A 17,147-nucleotide genomic window follows, 5' to 3' on the forward strand; every position below is an offset into this window, starting at 1 on the left:
TTACAATGGATTTCTGTTCTTTAATTTGAATTCTAATTGAGCAAAATAATGGTATGTATGAAAATTACTATGATGTCTTTTAAGGACGCGTAAGCATCCTTTTTTATTGCTTAGGATTCAGATCCATTTTTAACAAAAAAATAATTCACATTTAAAACAAGATGTTCAGTTCATAAGAACGAGGAATTGTTGCTTTAAGATATATAAAGATATATCTTAATAAATATAAATTCATCGATAAAGCGAATAATCATCATGAAACATGGTTCTCATCCAGACTATGAGTCTTATGCCCACCATTCAGAACGCCCACATGGTGGACGTCGTGGTCGTTTATTTGAAGCTGGTCGTATGAAACTGCTGGTGTTGTACCTGATTGCCCAAGCTCCAAAACATGGTTATGAGCTGATTAAAGACATCAGTGAGTTGGTGGGCGGGGGATATAGTCCAAGTGCGGGCACCATCTATCCGACTTTAACTTATTTAGAAGATATGGGTTTTATTCAGGTGCAACTGACAGAAGGAGATCGTAAGCAGTTCTATATTACGGATGCAGGAAAAGCACATTTAAAAGAACAGCATTCCGTGATCCAACAGCTATTAGAGAAGTTGGAAACCAAGCGTGATATACAAAGTAAAGATGAATTGATGGATATTCATCGTGCGATGGAAAACTTAAAAACTTCACTACGTTTAAAACTAAATGCCAAATCTGTTGATGCAGAAACCGTACGTCAAATTGCTGCACAAATTGATGCGGCTGCCGTGGCAATTAGTCGACTTTAATTGTTAACGAGAGAGATGCCACATGTAGAGTCAGGAATTACTGAAACAGGCACATTTAAAAGCCTCTTTAGCCCGAACATCCATTTTGCAGCAGTTATTGGATGCCACAACAGCGTGTAGTGCAGAACGGCTGTATTTGCAGTTGCAACAGCAACAAAGCGGTTTGAGTTTGGCCACAATCTATCGTGTACTGACCGAGTTGGAGCAAGCACAATTGATTGAACGGCAATACCATCAGCGTGCCAAAGCCAGTTTTGTAATGCATCAGCAACAAACTCAGTTTCAAATTTTAGATTCGCAAACTGGGCAAATAAAAGCTTTTGAACATGACAATTTATCTAAATATCTAGAGCAGTTGGTCGATGCTATGCAACAGCAGTTGGTGATAGTTGAACTCACTTTGCATGTGCAACCTAAATCAGAATATGAATCGAATATATCTAGAGGAAAATAAAATGAAACAGCATCAATATCATATTACGGTACAACATCTTTGTGATGCCAAGGGGCAACCATCAACCTATACTGAGAAATTGGCTTTTAATGTCGGCAATCATGATGATATTTTAGCCATTGTTGAACGTATGTAACAGGCAAAATTATTTGATGCAGAAGCAACCGCTGCATTTGCAGTCGGTTTAAAGTTGTTTGGTGAAACTCTGTTGGAGAATCGACAACATCCACTGTTCGAGCAGTTATTGCCGCAGTTCGGGCAGTTTATGAAACATCTTAAACAGACCTTGGCGCAACAGAACACAGTTCAAGAAAGAAATGAGTCCTGATTTCCATAGAATTGCGTTAGGCCTCATTGGGTAAAGGATCAAAACAGACCACTTGATTACGACCATTTTGTTTGGCGCGATAAAGGGCAACATCGGCCTCTTTAATCAACAGATGTAAATCGACATCTTTAGGATCAAGCTGTGATACACCAATCGAAATAGTGAAATGAAGTTGAATATTATTACCAATATATACCGTGGAAGATTCAATTTTTTGTCTTAAACGATTGGCAATCATCATGGCATCTTCCAGTGTGGTTTCAGGAAGAAGTGCAACAAATTCTTCACCGCCAAAACGTGCCAAAACATCTTCACGACGCATTTCTTTGCGCGCGATTTCTGCAATATTTTGTAGAACTTGATCGCCAATGTCATGACCATGGTTGTCATTGATGCGTTTAAAAAAGTCGACATCAAACATGAGTAAACAAATGGATTGATATTGCGGCCATTGATGGATTTTTTGATCGGCAATCAATTCGAATTGGCGACGGTTATTTAATTGAGTCAGCTCATCGGTATGTGCCAATTCACGTAACATATGGCGATCCCATTCTTCGAGCATAGAGCGTAGAAAGGTGCGGCGTGCATTTAAGGTGTTATTCCAACTGATATAGAGGCTAAAGATGAGAATTGGAATATAGACCAGTAAAAAGATAATCGTTTGTTGCAGAGTATTATTAAGATGTATGACGCCAGAAATAATGACAGCACTGATGAGTAATGCGGTTAACACTGAAGGTCGAAAGCGGACTTGAATAGATAAACAGCCCAATAAGATAAAAATGACCGAAGCATATTGATAAAAATAAACACTCGAGTTTTCGGATTGATGGAGTAGCCAGAACCATACTGTGGCAGCGAAGGCACTCGAGATCGGTAGTAATAAGTCTAAAGTTAGAATGTTTTTACAGTATTTAAACATCGCCCAATTCAACAGCATAAAGCTTGATACTGCACTTGTACGTGCTATGCCTGAAAGATAGACAATATCAGGCAATAAAAACCAATCTGCAAAAAAATAGCAGAGAAAGGACAGTTGTGCTAAAAAATTAATTTGTCTTAAATGGTGTCGTTGATGCACGTTCTGATAGCTGTAATAACACTCCTCAAATTGCGGAGGAAGGGGAGCATTGTGGTCTTGTAATGCACTCACGATTGCTGCACGATTTTCAGGTTCGCATAATTGGGAGGGTAAAATGTAAGTATCAGGGGTATGTTGAGTTTTATTGCGATTTTCTAATCCAATGCTGTGCTTATGACCCAATTCAGTTTGTCCATCTCCTCCTTTAATCATAGGCTACTGCTCCATTGTATCTACAATGTATTCTTATGAAATAATAAACATTAATCACAGTTTTGTATATAAAATGCACACTTTTTATTGAAATAGATATGTGAAACCTAATTCGTTTTTGTTGTTCATATTTTTTCATTTTATTAGATAAATGCGATGCATTATATAGACAGCCGTATTTTATTGTATGGAATTTTTATCTTTCAGATAAAGATTTGCAGGTAAATTTTAAATTGAACTGGTCGTTTGTAGAGGTTATCGCTATGCTGATGGTATTGGAAAAACATAATTTAGGATAACAACATGACGAATAGTAACTATATTGAACTTTCAGATTCAGATGATTGTGAAAAATATATTAACCAATTTATTCAAGAGTTTCCTCTACGTTCAGCAGAAATTGGTCAAGGGACCATCATTAAACGTGCCTTGCCTAGTCGACACAAACGTATGATTGGAGCATGGTGCTTCTTGGATCATGCTGGTCCAGTTAGCTTTCCGCAAGGGGATGGTTTAGATGTAGGGCCACATCCACATATTGGTTTGCAAACCTTCACATGGATGATTGAAGGTACGATGATGCATACCGATAGTTTAGGGTCGAAACAGCTAATTCGCCCGAAACAGGTGAATTTGATGACTGCTGGATATGGTATTTCGCATACCGAAGTTGCCCCTGCGACAGAAACCCATATGCATGCAGCACAACTCTGGATTGCTTTACCTGATGACAAGCAGAATATGGCGCCGCGTTTCGATCATTATCCAGAATTACCCACTTTAGAGCAGGATCAAGTTGAGTTTACAGTGTTGGTGGGCGAGTTCTTACAGGTGGTTTCCCCTGTAAAAGTGCATACGGAGCTGTTGGGTGTCGATATGAGAGCTTCTGTTTCTACCTCGACGCGTTTGTCACTTAATCCTAAATTTGAATATGGCTTTTTGGCATTGGAAGGCACTGCGGTTATCAATGGTCATGAATTAAATGATGACAACATGTTGGCACTAGAACCTGGTGTAACAGAAATTACAGTGGAATTGCATGAGGGTGCGCGTATTCTGCTGCTTGGGGGAGAACCCTTTGAGTCCGCAATTTTACTGTGGTGGAACTTTGTAGGACGCACCCAAGAAGAGTTGCAGCTAGCACGTGAACAGTGGGTCAATCAAGAAGAACGCTTTGGAAATATTCCTGATTATGATGGGCCGCGTTTAGAAGCCCCTGTTTTCCCAGACAAAATGAAAGCATCAAAATAACAAAGGAACAATAAGATGAGTATTATTGCGCAAGCACAAGTTCGAACGCGGTCAGAGCCTTGGTTAGGCGACATCTCAAGTGGGACACATCATTTTCTCACAGATAAACCTGCCTCATTTGGGGGGCAAGATTTGGGGCCAGCTCCCTATGATTTTATTTGTTCAGGTTTGGTGTCATGTACCATGATCACGCTGCGTATGTACGCACAGCATAAGCAAATTGATTTGGGTGATTTTAGCGTGGAAGCCGAGTTTCATGGCAATAAGGATGGGCAGGAATGGATTGAGCGTCGGTTATCTTTTCAGCAGCCTTTATCAGAAGCATTGCAACAGAAAGTCCTTGAGATTAGTGAAAAGACCCCTGTCACCAAAACTTTATTACGTAGTTTAGAAATACACACCCGCCTGATGTAATCAGGCTTTTTATATTCAGGAGAATTGCTGAGGTTAAGCAATTCCGATATTGGTAAATTGAGGCTAGGGCATGATTACCTTACATCATTTGGAGCAATCCCGCTCTTTTCGCATTTTATGGGCTTTGGAGGAGTTAAATCTGAGTTATCAGATTCAGTTTTATCGACGTTTAGCAACGCTTGCTGCGCCACCTGAATTAAAGCGGGTACATCCTTTGGGTAAGGCACCTGTTTTAACGGATGGAGAGGAAAGTATTGCTGAATCTGCTGTGATTTTAGAGTATTTGCAAGAACAGTATGATGCACAGCAACAGTTCAAACCGCAGGACCATGCCAATAAACAACAATACCGTTATTGGATGCATTATGCAGAAGGCTCATTAATGCCGCTGTTGGTGATGCAGTTGGTGATGAGTAATGTACCGCAGCATGTTCCTTTTCTGATTAAGCCTGTCGCGAAAAAAATTACCGCAGGGGTGAAAACGGGGTTTATTCAACCGCGTTTAAAAGATCATGTGCAATTTTTAGAAAGCTATTTGGCCACCCATGATTATTTTGCGGGTACGTTCTCTTTTGCAGATATTCAGATGAGCTTTCCTTTGCAGGCATTAGTGTCGAGAACTCAGGGGAAATATCCTCATATCCAAGCCTTTATCCAGCGTATTGCTGAGCGTCCTGCATTTGCACGAGCGAAAAGTAAAGAGCAGGCTTTATAATCGTGCAAACATAAAAAAAGATGCCGAAGCATCTTTTTTGTTGTTACTTAGCGTTTGACCACAATAGAGTCGATTCCACTATGCTGTAAAGTTTGTTGTGCAATGACGGCTGCTTCTTGTGAGTCATAAGGCCCAGATACCACACGATACCAAGTTTTACCCCCTTCAACAGTTTTCACCACATCGGCAGATAATCCATTCAAGATAATTTCAGCACGACGTGCATCGGCACTGTCAGGATCTGGGTAGCTACGAACTTGTAAAATATAGCTTGGTGTACGTTCTGCTGGTGTTGGATTGATTTGAGCTTCTGTCGCATCTGTGGCGGTGCTGCTTGCCGCTTGTTCTGCTTGAGGGGCTTCCACAATCACCACAGTGCCTGAATCTTTATTTTCAGGAATAGCCTGTTCAGGAATCGGGGTGACTTGTTGTTGTGGCAACAAATCGTAAAAACGATAATCCTTGTTGGTGTCTTCTTGATAGTGTTCAGACGTGACTTGGTTTTTGGGTTGAACAGGTGCCCACGGTTTCCACAGCATTAAAGCAACTGCAAAACTAAGTACGATGAGAATAACCACAAGCGTACCTAACCACGCTGGAATCAGCGGTTTCTTCGGTTTATTGGGTCGTTCTGAAACACCGCGTTGCGTTTTTCCAAACACGTGGAAACCTCTTTTCTTCTAATCAATACGAGGGACTGATTCATTCTTTTCTTTATTTGAATATTTGGCCTCAAGGAATTGAAAGAGGCGTTGTATCAAAATAAAGAATCGCTTTGTAAAACTCAAGTTTTACAAAGCGAGAAATACATCAGGGTTTACATGCTTACCTTAAGCGTAGCTTTCGGTTTTGCGACGATGTACAAAGCACTGCTTTGTTAATTACATTGTCTCAGGTGCAGATACACCTAATAATTCTAAACCATTGCGTAATACTTGTTGTACGTTTACTGAAAGTAATAGACGCGCTTGTGTAAGTTCTGCATCATCATTCAGTACTTTGTGCTCATTATACCAACCATGGAATAAAGCAGCCAATTCTTTCAAGTAGTTACCGACCTGATGTGGTTCGTAAGCATTGGCAGCACGTGCAACCACTTCTGGATAAGCAGCAAGCTTGGCAAGAATTTCTGTTTCTGCATCCAAGTCCAATTTATTGGCAAATTGGCGGGCAGTTTCAGCATTGAAATTGACACCTGTTGCAGCAGCTTTTTCACGCATACGGCAGATACGGGCATGAGCATATTGAATGTAGTACACCGCATTGTCTTTGCTTTGTGAAACTGCAAGATCCAAGTCAAAATCAATGTGTTGTTCAGACTTACGCATCACATAATAAAAACGCGCAGCATCATTGCCGACTTCTTTACGCAGGTCACGTAAAGTCACGAACTGACCTGAACGAGAAGACATTTGCACCATTTCACCGCTGCGCCATAAGCTCACGAACTGAACTAAAAGGACAGTCAGTTTCTTCGAGTCATAGCCCATTGCATCAATGGCAGCTTTTACACGTGAAATATAACCGTGGTGGTCTGAACCCCAAATATCCAGCAGGTCAGTATAACCGCGTTGTAATTTGTTGAGGTGGTAAGCAATATCCGATGCAAAATACGTGGTTTGACCATTACGGCGTTTCACCACACGGTCTTTTTCATCGCCAAATTCAGTCGATTTAAACCAGATGTTGCCCTCTTTTTCGTAGAGGAAACCACGTTGGTCAAGTGTTTGCAGTGCTTCATCAATCTTTTCAGTTAAAGAGGCTTCACTGAACCAGTGATTAAAGGTCACACCAAACTCACCTAGATCATCTTTGATGTCATCCAAGATCGCTTTCAATGCCGCTTGATGGAAAACGCGATAGCCTTTGCCCGTCAATTGTTGTGAATTAAAAATCAAACCATCGATATGTTTTTCTTTATCGCCAGAAAGCACAACTTTGTTGCCTTCAGCATCGAGTTCTTCAGCATATTGCACATCTTCAGGTACATCTTTGTAGACGTCTGCCACAGGGTGAACATAGGCATTGCTGTCTTTGTCAATAATGCTTTGCGCAATTTCCTTAACGTAGTCACCTTGATAGGCATTTTTAGGGAACACCAGTTCCTGACCAGTCAGCTCTAAATAACGTAAATAAGTTGATGTTGCCAAAATATCCATCTGACGACCCGCGTCATTGACATAATATTCACGATCAACTTTTGCACCTGTGGCTTCAAGCAGGTTCGCAACTGTCATACCGTAAGCTGCACCGCGACCATGCCCCACATGTAGGCTAGACGTTGGGTTGGCTGAGACAAACTCAACTTGGATGCGTTTTTCTGCATTGACTTGGGTACGACCAAATTGTGTGTTTTGTGCTTGAATTTGATCGAGTACAGTAAAACGCTGATCGGCATTTAAGAAAAAGTTAATGAAGCCTGGACCTGCAATTTCTGCTTTGCTGATGTCAGCCACTTCAGGCAGTGCTGCGAGAATTTTTTCTGCCAAATCACGTGGTTTTATGCCCGCAGCTTTTGCACCAATCATGGCGATATTCGATGCGAAATCCCCATGGCTTCGGTCTTTGGTACGCGTCAAAGTGCTGTTGTTGTTCCAGTCAGATGGGAGTACGCCTTCCGCTTGAAGGGATTGCACTGCATGATCGAGCGCCGCTTGTATTGCCATGTTCATAAAGTCGAAAATAAATGTCGCAGAAAACAGCAAATATAGCAAATTTCGGACTATAAGGTGAGTCCTTTCTATAGAATGTTTTTTATTCGTCTTTAAATTTTCAGCTTGGTTTTTATGAGATGTGTCGCATCTTGCTTGAGAAACTATGGCATAGTGAATAAATACATAATCTTGGAGTCAACAGATGACCACAGAACGTCCTAAAATTATTGGAAATATTCCAAAATTGCCGCCTAGGTTCGTGGGTTGGGTGATGCCTTTTTTTCTCTCTTGCTTAATGAGTGGCATTATTTCCTTTATTAATATGTTACGTAATTTGGGGTGGAGTGATACGTTTTTATCACTTTGGTTTTCCGCGTGGATGATATCGTGGGCAATTGCCTATCCTGTAGTTTTGGTGATGTTGCCATTGGTACGTAAGTTGACTGCACTATTTGTAGAGATGCCACCTAATCAGCCGCCTAAATAAGGATAAAAACTCGCGAAGAAATTAGCCAAAAGTCTTAATTTTTATTAAGTATTTGTTTTTTAATTATTTATTGATATTTTTTTTGATTTAAATATCACTTAAAAAAATACTTAGTAGATTGAATGGAATTAATTGTTTAAAACATAATTATAGAAAATAACGATGATTTGTGTTTCTGGTTTTGCTAGTTAACTTGCTTAAATGTCTTTATGTTATGAATATGTTAGCAATATTTCTGAGATTGATTTAATTTATAAATATAAAAAAACAATAAATAGAGCTTCATTTAATAGCGAAATTATTTCAATACCATTATCACGTATCTAAATATACGTTGCTGAAAAAATAGGGCTAAGCTATACGCCGAATCGAAGGAAATTTGATGACGTAAAGTAATCCTGTTGAGAGGATTGCGCGCACTGAGACTGGTTATGACAACTGCACAATTGAAGACGAAATACCCTTTATACATCCCGTACGCTGGAAATACCCTGTTAGAACTCCCGTTATTAAATAAAGGCTCTGCTTTTACAGAAGAAGAACGCACTCGCTTTAATTTACATGGCTTGGTTCCGCATGTGATTGAGTCGATTGAAGAGCAAAGTCAGCGCTCATACCAACAATACTGCGCTTTCAATGATGAGATAAATAAGCATATTTACCTGCGCAATATTCAAGACACCAATGAGACTTTGTTTTATCACCTGATTGAAAATCATCTGAGTGAGATGATGCCAATTATTTATACACCGACTGTGGGTGAGGCGTGTCAGCGTTTTTCAGATATCTATCGCCGTCATCGTGGGATTTTTATTTCATACCCTGACCGTGCGCATATCGATGACATTTTGCATAATGTAAATAAAAAGAATGTCAAAGTGATTGTGATTACCGATGGCGAGCGCATTTTAGGTCTGGGTGACCAAGGGATTGGTGGTATGGGCATCCCGATCGGTAAGCTTTCCCTCTACACCGCATGTGGCGGGATTAGCCCAGCGTATACTTTGCCAATTACCTTAGATGTAGGCACCAACAATCAGCAATTACTGAATGATCCAATCTATATGGGCTGGAGTCAGCCACGAATCAGTGGTGAAGAGTATTATAGCTTTGTGGATGAAGTGATGGCAGCGATCAAACGTCGTTGGCCGAAAGCACTGATTCAGTTTGAAGATTTCGCGCAAAATAATGCGATGCCTTTATTGAATAAATATCGTGATCAAGTTTGTTGCTTTAATGATGATATTCAAGGCACCGCAGCGGTTTCTGTGGGCAGTTTGATTGCGGCATCGCGTGCGGCAGGCAAGCAACTCAAAGACCAAATTATTACCTTTTTGGGTGCAGGTTCGGCGGGCTGTGGTATTGCAGAGCAAATCGTGGCGCAAATGGTGGCAGAAGGTTTAACTGAAGCGGAAGCACGTGCACGTGTCTTTATGGTAGATCGCTTTGGTTTGATCACTGAAAATCAGCCTAATTTACTTGATTTCCAACGTAAATTGGCGCAAAAACCTGAAGTGATTGCGACTTGGGGTAATGCCGAAGAACATATTTCTTTATTGGATGTGGTTAAGCAGGCCAAACCGACGGTATTGATTGGTGTTTCGGGTCAACCAGGGCTATTTACTGAAGAAGTGATTAAGACTTTAGCCAGTAATTGCGAATCGCCGATTATCTTGCCATTGTCGAATCCAACCTCGCGTGTGGAAGCGGTACCTGCGGATATTGTGCAGTGGACTGAAGGACGTGCATTAATTGCCACAGGTAGTCCATTTGCGCCAGTGAATTATCAAGGCAAAATTTATCAGATTTCACAATGTAATAACTCGTATATCTTCCCGGGGATTGGTTTGGGCGTGGTGGCTTCAGGCGCAACTCGTGTAACGGACAGTATGCTCATGGCATCAAGCAATGCCTTGGCAGACTGTTCACCAAAACTCAGTAATCCCGATGCAGATTTACTGCCAGATATCAATGACATTCAAAAAGTTTCTAAAATCATTGCATTTAAAGTGGCAAAAGCAGCCATGGACGCAGGTGTTGCACCGATGGTCAGCGATGAATTATTGCATGAAGCGATTGAAGCTAATTTCTGGAAACCAGAATACCGTCAATATCGTCGGATTACCTTTTAACCCAATCAAAAGATTTTTATAAAAAAGAGGCGTAAGCCTCTTTTTTTTATGGATAAGCGTTGAGCCTAAAACATTTCTCGACCGTATGTATGAACATGGAATAAAAATACTACAAAAAGAGCTAGACGTTGATTTGAGCGGTTCATTAGAATGTCGCGCTTAATATACGTATAACTTTTAATAACGAATTACAACTATGTTGAATCATATCTATCGTGTTTTAGATCAATTTGGTCTAACGACACTGAAAAGGGCTATTCACGTCCAATTCTCCAATGCGGAGCTGAATACACAGGTCTTTCTACAGCGTATTGAGGGGAAACATGCGCTCAATGTTGGCTTAGAACTCGAATTAATCTGTTTATCGACCAATGCTCATCTGGCCTTAAAGCAATTTATAGGTTGCCAAGTGGCGGTCGATCAAGTGACCGATATGGGGCAGTTGGCACGCATCACAGGCATCGTTACCCAAGCCAGCCAATTACAAAGCGATGGTGCTTTTACGGTTTATCGATTGGTGTTGCAAGATGCAACGGCGCTTTGGCATAAACGACGTAACAGTCGCGTATTTATGAATAAAAGCGTGCCTGAAATTAGTGAAATTCTATTTAAGGAATGGCAAGAAAAAAGTGCGCTGTTTAATGCTAGCCTTAGTCTAGATCTTTCAGGTTTAACTCAAAATTATGATGTTCGCCCCTTTGTGATGCAGGCGAACGAAACCGATTATGATTTTCTAACCCGTCTATGGCGTAGTGAAGGTATCAATTGGCTGGTCGATGAAACCAGTCTGATAGTCAGCCATGCTTTGCAAGCGATTCAACCACAAAAATTAAGATTGATAGATGATCAGTTGCAATTTACTGCTTTGAATCGAGGCATTATCCGTTTTCATCGCAGTCATGCCACCGAGCGTTTTGATAGTATGACCAGTTTGGTGGCGCATCGACAATTACAGTCGACTGCCAGTTCGGTTCAACGTTGGCAAGCGGATACTTTGCAACAGGATGATGGGAGTGGCTCATTGTTGAGCAGCCATCAGCAGAGTGAAAATTATGCCAATGAAAGCCTCAGTTTGGAACAGGCGTGGTCAATTACACCTGCTTGGATTTCAGACCTGACGGGCGCCGATCAGACCACAGCATCAGGGGCGCAGCAATTAGAAAAACTCAATGCGAATTTGGGGCAGTATCAAGCCGCTTGTGCCAAATATTTTAAAGCGCAGACTAGCGTGCGTGATGCGCAAGTGGGGTATTGGTTTGAATTGCAAGGACATCCTGAAATTGACCAACACAATGGTGCCGATAAGCAGTTTTTGATTTACGAAAAGCAGTTTTATAACCAAAACAATTTGCCCGTTGAATTACAAAATCAATTGCGTCATTTGTTGGAATTTAGTCATTTTTCTCGCAGATCATCTGAAGAGCGTCAAGCCAATGAACTTACGCTAGTCCGTCGACACATAAGAATGTTACCTGAATACGATCTCCTAAAACATCGCCCCGTGGCCTACCCACAGCATGCTCGTGTGGTTGGACCAGAAGGCGAGAAAATTTATGTGGATGAATGGGGCAGAATTAAAGTTCGTTTTCTCTTTACCCAATCTTCCGATCATCAGCATGACGAAGGTGCAGGTAGTAATCAAAATGACACGGATTCAGCATGGGTGGATGTTTTAACACCTTGGGCAGGTGAAGGCTATGGTGTCCGTTTTCTGCCACGTGTGGGTGAATTGGTGGTGATTGATTTCTTTGATGGCAGCGTTGATCGGCCTTTTGTCACTGGGCGTATCCATGAAGCTGAACGTTATCCAACACGTTTTGATGTGAAAGGACAATTACCTTCGACTAAGAAATTGAGTGGAATACGTTCTCAAGAAGTGGATGGAAGCGGTTTTAATCAGTTGCGTTTTGATGATACGACGGGTCAGATCAGTGCCCAGTTGCAAAGTAGCCATGCTGCAACCCAGTTGAATTTGGGTAATCTCAGTCACCCTAAAGAAACTGAGCAAAGCAGTGGTCGAGGCGAGGGGTTTGAACTCAGAACTGATGCTTGGGGAGCGGTGCGTGCTGGCAAAGGCATGCTGATTAGTACTTATGCACAAGAGCAAGCGATTGCTGACCACCTAGAAGCAGCCCAAGCGCAGTCTTTGCTTTCACAGGGCTATGACAGTATGAATGTACTGAGCGAAATTGCAGTGAAACAGCAAACGGATGCCTTGAATGTGATTCATCGGTTGCCGAAGTTTATTCAATCACTCGAGTTAAAAACCACAGGGCAAGCGCTAGAAAGCACATTAAATCTGTTCAAAGAAAGTATGAATAAAGATCCAATTCATGCATTAAAAGATTGTGGTGGTTTTATTGCAGATATTGGGGCATTAGGGGGGGATACCAAAACCGTTGTAGAGGAGTTCAATGCATTCTTTAGTGATGCCAAAGATGCTGCTGAAAATTTAAAAGCATTTATTGAAAATGTTGAAGAACATGGAGCTGATCTGGTTAAAGGTAAATTGGCAAGTATCAAGGATCGAATTCAGCAAAACCCTTTTGAGAGTATTCAGGAAGTTGGAAAAGTTTTAGCCAATGTTGATATTCAAGATTTTGACTTGATGAGTGCGTGTGGAACTTTTCATAAAGGAAATAAATTAGAAGTTACACCATCCAAAGCATTGGATTCTTTGCAAGGCTTTATGGAGGGATATACCCAAGGTCTAGAAAGTAGTTCTGATGCAAAGCAGCAAGAACAAGGCAAGATTTTTAGACAGGCATTGATGTTATTGGCATCACCTAACGGGATTGCTTTAACAACACCTGAAAACATTATTTTGCAAGCTTCGCAGGATATTGCGGAGAGTGCCAGTGGTTCAATTAACCTGAGTGCTCAGAAAAATATTATTGGACATGCGCAAGACAAAATCAGCTTGTTTGCCGCACAAAAGGGCTTGAAAGCTTATGCAGCAAAAGGAAAATTGGAGTTACAGGCACAGGATGATGCGATTGAAGCAATCGCCAAGAAGGTCATTAAGCTGATCTCTACCGAAGATAAGATTGAAATCACTAGCGCTAAAGAAATTCTACTAACAGCGGGTGGGTCTCAGCTCAAAATTAATGCAGATGGCGTATTTTCAACAACAGGCGGTAAGTTTGAGAGTAAAGCTGGGCAGCATTTGTTTACGAGTGGGGCAACAGTAAATGCTGAGTTGCCGAAAATGCCGGAAACAGGAATGTACAGTATGAGATTTGATTTAAGTCAAATATTTGATACTAAAATATTAAAAAATATGGAATATAAATTAATTAATCATTCTAAGAAAATTGAAGCTGTATATGAGTTTGAGCAAGAAAGTAGCGCAAGAGTTTATAGTGATTCTGTTGATAATGTAGAACTCGCTTTAGTACCAGGAGTTTATTTAACAGAAATTAAAGAGTTAATTTCTGAACAGGAAGCTGAATCATTAGATGGTGAAGATATTGATAGCTGTGGTTGTGGAGAAGGGCATGAACATGATTGAAATTTTACAAAGTAAGAGATCACAATTTTATTTATTTAATATTAATAGCTTAATCATTTTAGCTCTTGCTTTTTGTGGAGTTATTATTAGTTCGACTGTCTATGCAAAAGATATATTTAATGTTGAATTGAAATGTAAAGGGCATGATCAAGAATATTGTGATATTGTAAAAATTTCTGATAATAAAACTACTTTCATTTTAAGAAATATGAGATATCCTGAAGTTGATAAAGTAAATGAAAATATTTTTCATGCTTATGGTAGTTGTGGTTCACCATGTCAATATCATTTTTTTATAAGTAAAATACAGGAAGATCAAACTAAAGAGTTTATTGTCATAGATAAAAAAAATAATTGTTTAATTGAAAGTGATTCTAAGAAAAATATTATCTATGCTAGAAAGTTATTTAATAAAAATAAAAAAATAATAGCTAATTTGAAAAATAAAGAATTTAATAATGTTCCAATAGATAGCGCTATATATAATTCATTTCAAGAAAAATCATATTTTGATGATAAAGGACAATTACATTTAGTAGCAATGTTGGCGGATGTGGATAAAAATGGTAATAGTTTATATTTTAATAAAATAATTAAGAAAACTTGTGAGTAATAAATGAGCTATAGCGAAGATTTTAAAATATTTGTTGCAACTATTAATGGTGAAGCTGAAAATTGTAGTGAAACTTCATGGAAAGTTATTGCCCATACAATGAGAAACAGAATGGGGTTTGCAAACTGGAAATCCTGGAGCAATATTATCCAAATCGTTACAAAAACAGGATACGATGCGTATACTCAGAAAAATTCACCTTATAAAAGAGCAAAAAAAGCTTTAGATTCGGGTGATATTTCATCTAAGCTGATGAGTTTGATTAAAGCAGTAGAACCTATATTTAATGGAACAGAGCCTGATTTTACAGGTGGTGTTGTATATTATTATAGTCCTAAGGCACAGGCACAATTACATAAATCTGATCCTTCTAATTACCCTTCTTTAGTTCCTGATTTTGTATTAAGTAAATCGAATCCTACTCAACAAGTTCAAATATCAGGGACTGAAAAAGATGATATGCGTTGGTATAAAGTTATAACTTCAATATTCGATGTTTCATTTGTTGATAATGCTGGTAATCCATTAGTTGGTGTAACAGTTGATGTGGTATATAAAGATAAAGAACCAGTACCTTTATTTAAGGATTTAATTACAGATAAAAAAGGAAAGATAAAGAAGGTTAAGGTTTGTAGCTATATGGGTGCTAGGTTTAAGGTTAATGGTGTTTTAGTAAAAGATAAGAATAATAAGGAAATCTCTTTATTGGGTGATGGAAAAAATTATACATCAGTTATTGTAGTAAATAATGGGAAGGGTGGTATTAAGTCGAAAACAGATATACATAATCAAACACCACCTCCAGTATCCAAACAACCTATAAGTACGGATAATTCTCAGAGCAATGAGAAGAAAATAGATAAAAATAAAATATTTAATAATATATCAGATGTTATTTTTGATCTTAAATTAATAGATAGTGAAAATAAGATAATACCCAATTTTTCATATTTCATAAAATATAAAGGAAATGATAAAAAGCATTCAGTTGGAATTGATGGGATTGAAAAAAATATAGTTGCTACATCAGGAGAGAAAATTTCTGTTGAAATAAGTGGGAAGGATTCTCGTCAAGTTCTTAAATCTTTTACTGTTTCACAAGGAATGAAAGAACAATTAATAAAAATAGATTTACATTCATTTGATATAATATTTTATCATGATGATAAATTAAAGAAGCCTATAAGTAATTTAAATTTGGTACAGACTTATAGAGGGAAAATTAAATCTAAAGTTACTAATAGTAATGGTAAAATTACAGTCAAGGCAATGCCTGGATTTGAATTAAATTATAAATTAAGAGATGGTACTCATATTAGTACTTTAAAAGTAGATAAGAATAAAGCACAAAGGGAGGTTTATATTGAAAAGGGTGCTATTGAATCAGCATCTGAAAAGTTAAAGACAGATGTTAGTAAAAATACTACACAAAAAAGTAATACAACTCAATCTACATTAGTCTCTAGACCAAAGTCAGGAGTTGATCAGACCCTTAGAAGAGATCAAAAGCAATCAACGAGTGATGATGGTCACCCAAAAACTTTAGTTAATGACAATGGTGAAACTGAATTTACAGTATATACATACGATCAAAAAACTAATCAATTATTTAGTGGGGGTAATTATTCGATTGAATATAAAGATAAGAAAAAGGGCCACTCAAGTGGCATGCATGGTCTAGGTAAGAAAATACATAAAGGTGAAATTGGTCAAAAGATAAAAATTACAGCGATTAGTGCGGGAAGGGAATATATATTTTTTGATGGTGAAATTAGCAAAGGAATGAAAGCCTTTGAGTTAAAATTAGATAGACCTGCTATCCCGAATGTATCAGATGTAACCATTGGGTTTAAAGGTGTTAATGAGCAAGAAAGACAAGTAATCGTCAGCCAGAAAACGAAAAATGTACTAGCTTACTTAGCTAAAGAAGCAAATATGAATAGGCTTTTTATTACAAGTACAATAAGGAGCCCAAGAGCTCAAGCAGAAGCAATGTATTTGAAGGCAACGCAATATGCAGGACCTGGGGAAGCTGTGAAAAAAGTTAAAGCAGATTGTATTGCTAAGGGGCTTGGAAAAGAAGAAACTATTCAGAAAATGGTTGATAAAATTATTGAGTTCCAAAAAAAAGGGCAGAGAGTTTCGAAACATTGCGTTTCAGAAGAGCAATATAGAAAAAATAATATCATTGATTTAGGTACGAACAGTAATGGTTTTGGGACAGGAAATACTTTGAATAGTGTAGGAAAAAAATTTAAAGCAGTTTGTCAGAAAGCTTTAAAAGATGGAATTATTTCAGGTTTTATTTCAGCAGATGTACCAGGTGAAGGTGCCATGCACATAGAGATTATGCAATGATGAATAGATTATTTCTTTTATTTGTAATTAGTTTGATGTATGCATGTACAACAGAGGCGGTTCAATATAAGTCAAGTAGTACAAAACTTTATTTTTCATATCGAATCTGTGAAAAGTCGGGGAAATGTAAGAATTTTACACCTACAA

Annotated in this window: 13 protein-coding genes and 1 pseudogene; 11 read left to right on the forward strand and 3 right to left on the reverse strand. The window is 38.8% G+C overall.

What is annotated here, in order from left to right; genetic code table 11:
• The first annotated feature begins 255 nt into the window (after nucleotides 1-255).
• The 3 genes and pseudogenes from DCO44_RS13405 to DCO44_RS13415 all read left to right on the forward strand — a co-directional run bounded on the left by DCO44_RS13405 (nucleotide 256) and on the right by DCO44_RS13415 (nucleotide 1,568).
• Nucleotides 256-786 (forward strand): PadR family transcriptional regulator, encoded by a 531-nt coding sequence (locus DCO44_RS13405; RefSeq protein ID WP_116762716.1) that lies wholly within the window; start codon nucleotides 256-258, stop codon nucleotides 784-786.
• Nucleotides 787-826: 40 nt separating this feature from the next.
• Entirely contained in the window at nucleotides 827-1,240 is a 414-nt protein-coding gene (locus tag DCO44_RS13410) for a transcriptional repressor (RefSeq protein WP_116762718.1), read from the forward strand.
• Between the two features lies 1 nt (nucleotide 1,241).
• Nucleotides 1,242-1,568 (forward strand): annotated as a pseudogene (locus tag DCO44_RS13415) (DUF3861 domain-containing protein).
• A gap of 16 nt (nucleotides 1,569-1,584) precedes the next feature.
• Here DCO44_RS13415 and DCO44_RS13420 read toward each other — a convergent pair.
• On the reverse strand, nucleotides 1,585-2,865 hold the full coding sequence (locus tag DCO44_RS13420) for a GGDEF domain-containing protein (RefSeq protein WP_116762720.1): 1,281 nt from the start codon (nucleotides 2,863-2,865) through the stop codon (nucleotides 1,585-1,587).
• A gap of 303 nt (nucleotides 2,866-3,168) precedes the next feature.
• On the opposite strand from DCO44_RS13420, the gene DCO44_RS13425 reads away from it, so the two are divergent.
• The 3 genes from DCO44_RS13425 to DCO44_RS13435 all read left to right on the forward strand — a co-directional run bounded on the left by DCO44_RS13425 (nucleotide 3,169) and on the right by DCO44_RS13435 (nucleotide 5,245).
• Complete coding sequence (locus tag DCO44_RS13425; RefSeq protein ID WP_116762722.1) at nucleotides 3,169-4,116, forward strand: pirin family protein; 948 nt, start codon at nucleotides 3,169-3,171, stop codon at nucleotides 4,114-4,116.
• Nucleotides 4,117-4,131: 15 nt separating this feature from the next.
• Nucleotides 4,132-4,530, forward strand: a complete 399-nt coding sequence (locus DCO44_RS13430) for an OsmC family protein (RefSeq protein ID WP_116762724.1) — start codon at nucleotides 4,132-4,134, stop codon at nucleotides 4,528-4,530.
• A gap of 70 nt (nucleotides 4,531-4,600) precedes the next feature.
• Complete coding sequence (locus DCO44_RS13435; protein WP_116762726.1) at nucleotides 4,601-5,245, forward strand: glutathione S-transferase; 645 nt, start codon at nucleotides 4,601-4,603, stop codon at nucleotides 5,243-5,245.
• A gap of 47 nt (nucleotides 5,246-5,292) precedes the next feature.
• Here DCO44_RS13435 and DCO44_RS13440 read toward each other — a convergent pair whose 3' ends face one another.
• Both DCO44_RS13440 and argS read right to left on the reverse strand, forming a co-directional pair.
• Complete coding sequence (locus DCO44_RS13440; protein ID WP_116762728.1) at nucleotides 5,293-5,907, reverse strand: SPOR domain-containing protein; 615 nt, start codon at nucleotides 5,905-5,907, stop codon at nucleotides 5,293-5,295.
• Between the two features lie 219 nt (nucleotides 5,908-6,126).
• On the reverse strand, nucleotides 6,127-7,917 hold the full coding sequence (gene argS, locus DCO44_RS13445; protein ID WP_116762730.1) for an arginine--tRNA ligase: 1,791 nt from the start codon (nucleotides 7,915-7,917) through the stop codon (nucleotides 6,127-6,129).
• 184 nt (nucleotides 7,918-8,101) lie between these two features.
• Here argS and DCO44_RS13450 point away from each other — a divergent pair, with 184 nt between their 5' ends.
• From DCO44_RS13450 to DCO44_RS13470, 5 genes are all read left to right on the forward strand, one after another.
• Nucleotides 8,102-8,386 (forward strand): DUF2798 domain-containing protein, encoded by a 285-nt coding sequence (locus DCO44_RS13450; protein ID WP_116762732.1) that lies wholly within the window; start codon nucleotides 8,102-8,104, stop codon nucleotides 8,384-8,386.
• Nucleotides 8,387-8,817: 431 nt separating this feature from the next.
• Entirely contained in the window at nucleotides 8,818-10,518 is a 1,701-nt protein-coding gene (locus tag DCO44_RS13455) for an NAD-dependent malic enzyme (protein WP_116762734.1), read from the forward strand.
• A gap of 196 nt (nucleotides 10,519-10,714) precedes the next feature.
• Nucleotides 10,715-14,029, forward strand: a complete 3,315-nt coding sequence (locus DCO44_RS13460) for a type VI secretion system Vgr family protein (protein ID WP_116762736.1) — start codon at nucleotides 10,715-10,717, stop codon at nucleotides 14,027-14,029.
• Complete coding sequence (locus DCO44_RS13465; RefSeq protein WP_116762738.1) at nucleotides 14,016-14,642, forward strand: hypothetical protein; 627 nt, start codon at nucleotides 14,016-14,018, stop codon at nucleotides 14,640-14,642. The genes DCO44_RS13460 and DCO44_RS13465 overlap by 14 nt, the downstream gene beginning before the upstream one ends.
• A 3-nt stretch (nucleotides 14,643-14,645) precedes the next feature.
• Nucleotides 14,646-17,000 (forward strand): hypothetical protein, encoded by a 2,355-nt coding sequence (locus DCO44_RS13470; protein WP_116762740.1) that lies wholly within the window; start codon nucleotides 14,646-14,648, stop codon nucleotides 16,998-17,000.
• Nucleotides 17,001-17,147: the final 147 nt, after the last annotated feature.

The organism is Acinetobacter sp. AM (assembly GCF_003105055.1).
Taxonomy (GTDB): Bacteria; Pseudomonadota; Gammaproteobacteria; order Pseudomonadales; family Moraxellaceae; genus Acinetobacter; species Acinetobacter tibetensis.

Excerpts from the sequence above, each read along its gene's own strand:
- DCO44_RS13425 (WP_116762722.1), top strand. The coding sequence starts at position 3,169 with ATGACGAATAGTAACTATATTGAACTTTCAGATTCAGATGATTGTGAA.
- DCO44_RS13430 (WP_116762724.1), top strand. The coding sequence starts at position 4,132 with ATGAGTATTATTGCGCAAGCACAAGTTCGAACGCGGTCAGAGCCTTGG.
- DCO44_RS13470 (WP_116762740.1), top strand. The coding sequence starts at position 14,646 with ATGAGCTATAGCGAAGATTTTAAAATATTTGTTGCAACTATTAATGGT.
- DCO44_RS13450 (WP_116762732.1), top strand. The coding sequence starts at position 8,102 with ATGACCACAGAACGTCCTAAAATTATTGGAAATATTCCAAAATTGCCG.
- DCO44_RS13435 (WP_116762726.1), top strand. The coding sequence starts at position 4,601 with ATGATTACCTTACATCATTTGGAGCAATCCCGCTCTTTTCGCATTTTA.
- DCO44_RS13420 (WP_116762720.1), bottom strand. The coding sequence starts at position 2,865 with ATGATTAAAGGAGGAGATGGACAAACTGAATTGGGTCATAAGCACAGC.
- DCO44_RS13405 (WP_116762716.1), top strand. The coding sequence starts at position 256 with ATGAAACATGGTTCTCATCCAGACTATGAGTCTTATGCCCACCATTCA.
- DCO44_RS13460 (WP_116762736.1), top strand. The coding sequence starts at position 10,715 with ATGTTGAATCATATCTATCGTGTTTTAGATCAATTTGGTCTAACGACA.
- DCO44_RS13455 (WP_116762734.1), top strand. The coding sequence starts at position 8,818 with ATGACAACTGCACAATTGAAGACGAAATACCCTTTATACATCCCGTAC.
- argS (WP_116762730.1), bottom strand. The coding sequence starts at position 7,917 with ATGAACATGGCAATACAAGCGGCGCTCGATCATGCAGTGCAATCCCTT.
- DCO44_RS13465 (WP_116762738.1), top strand. The coding sequence starts at position 14,016 with ATGAACATGATTGAAATTTTACAAAGTAAGAGATCACAATTTTATTTA.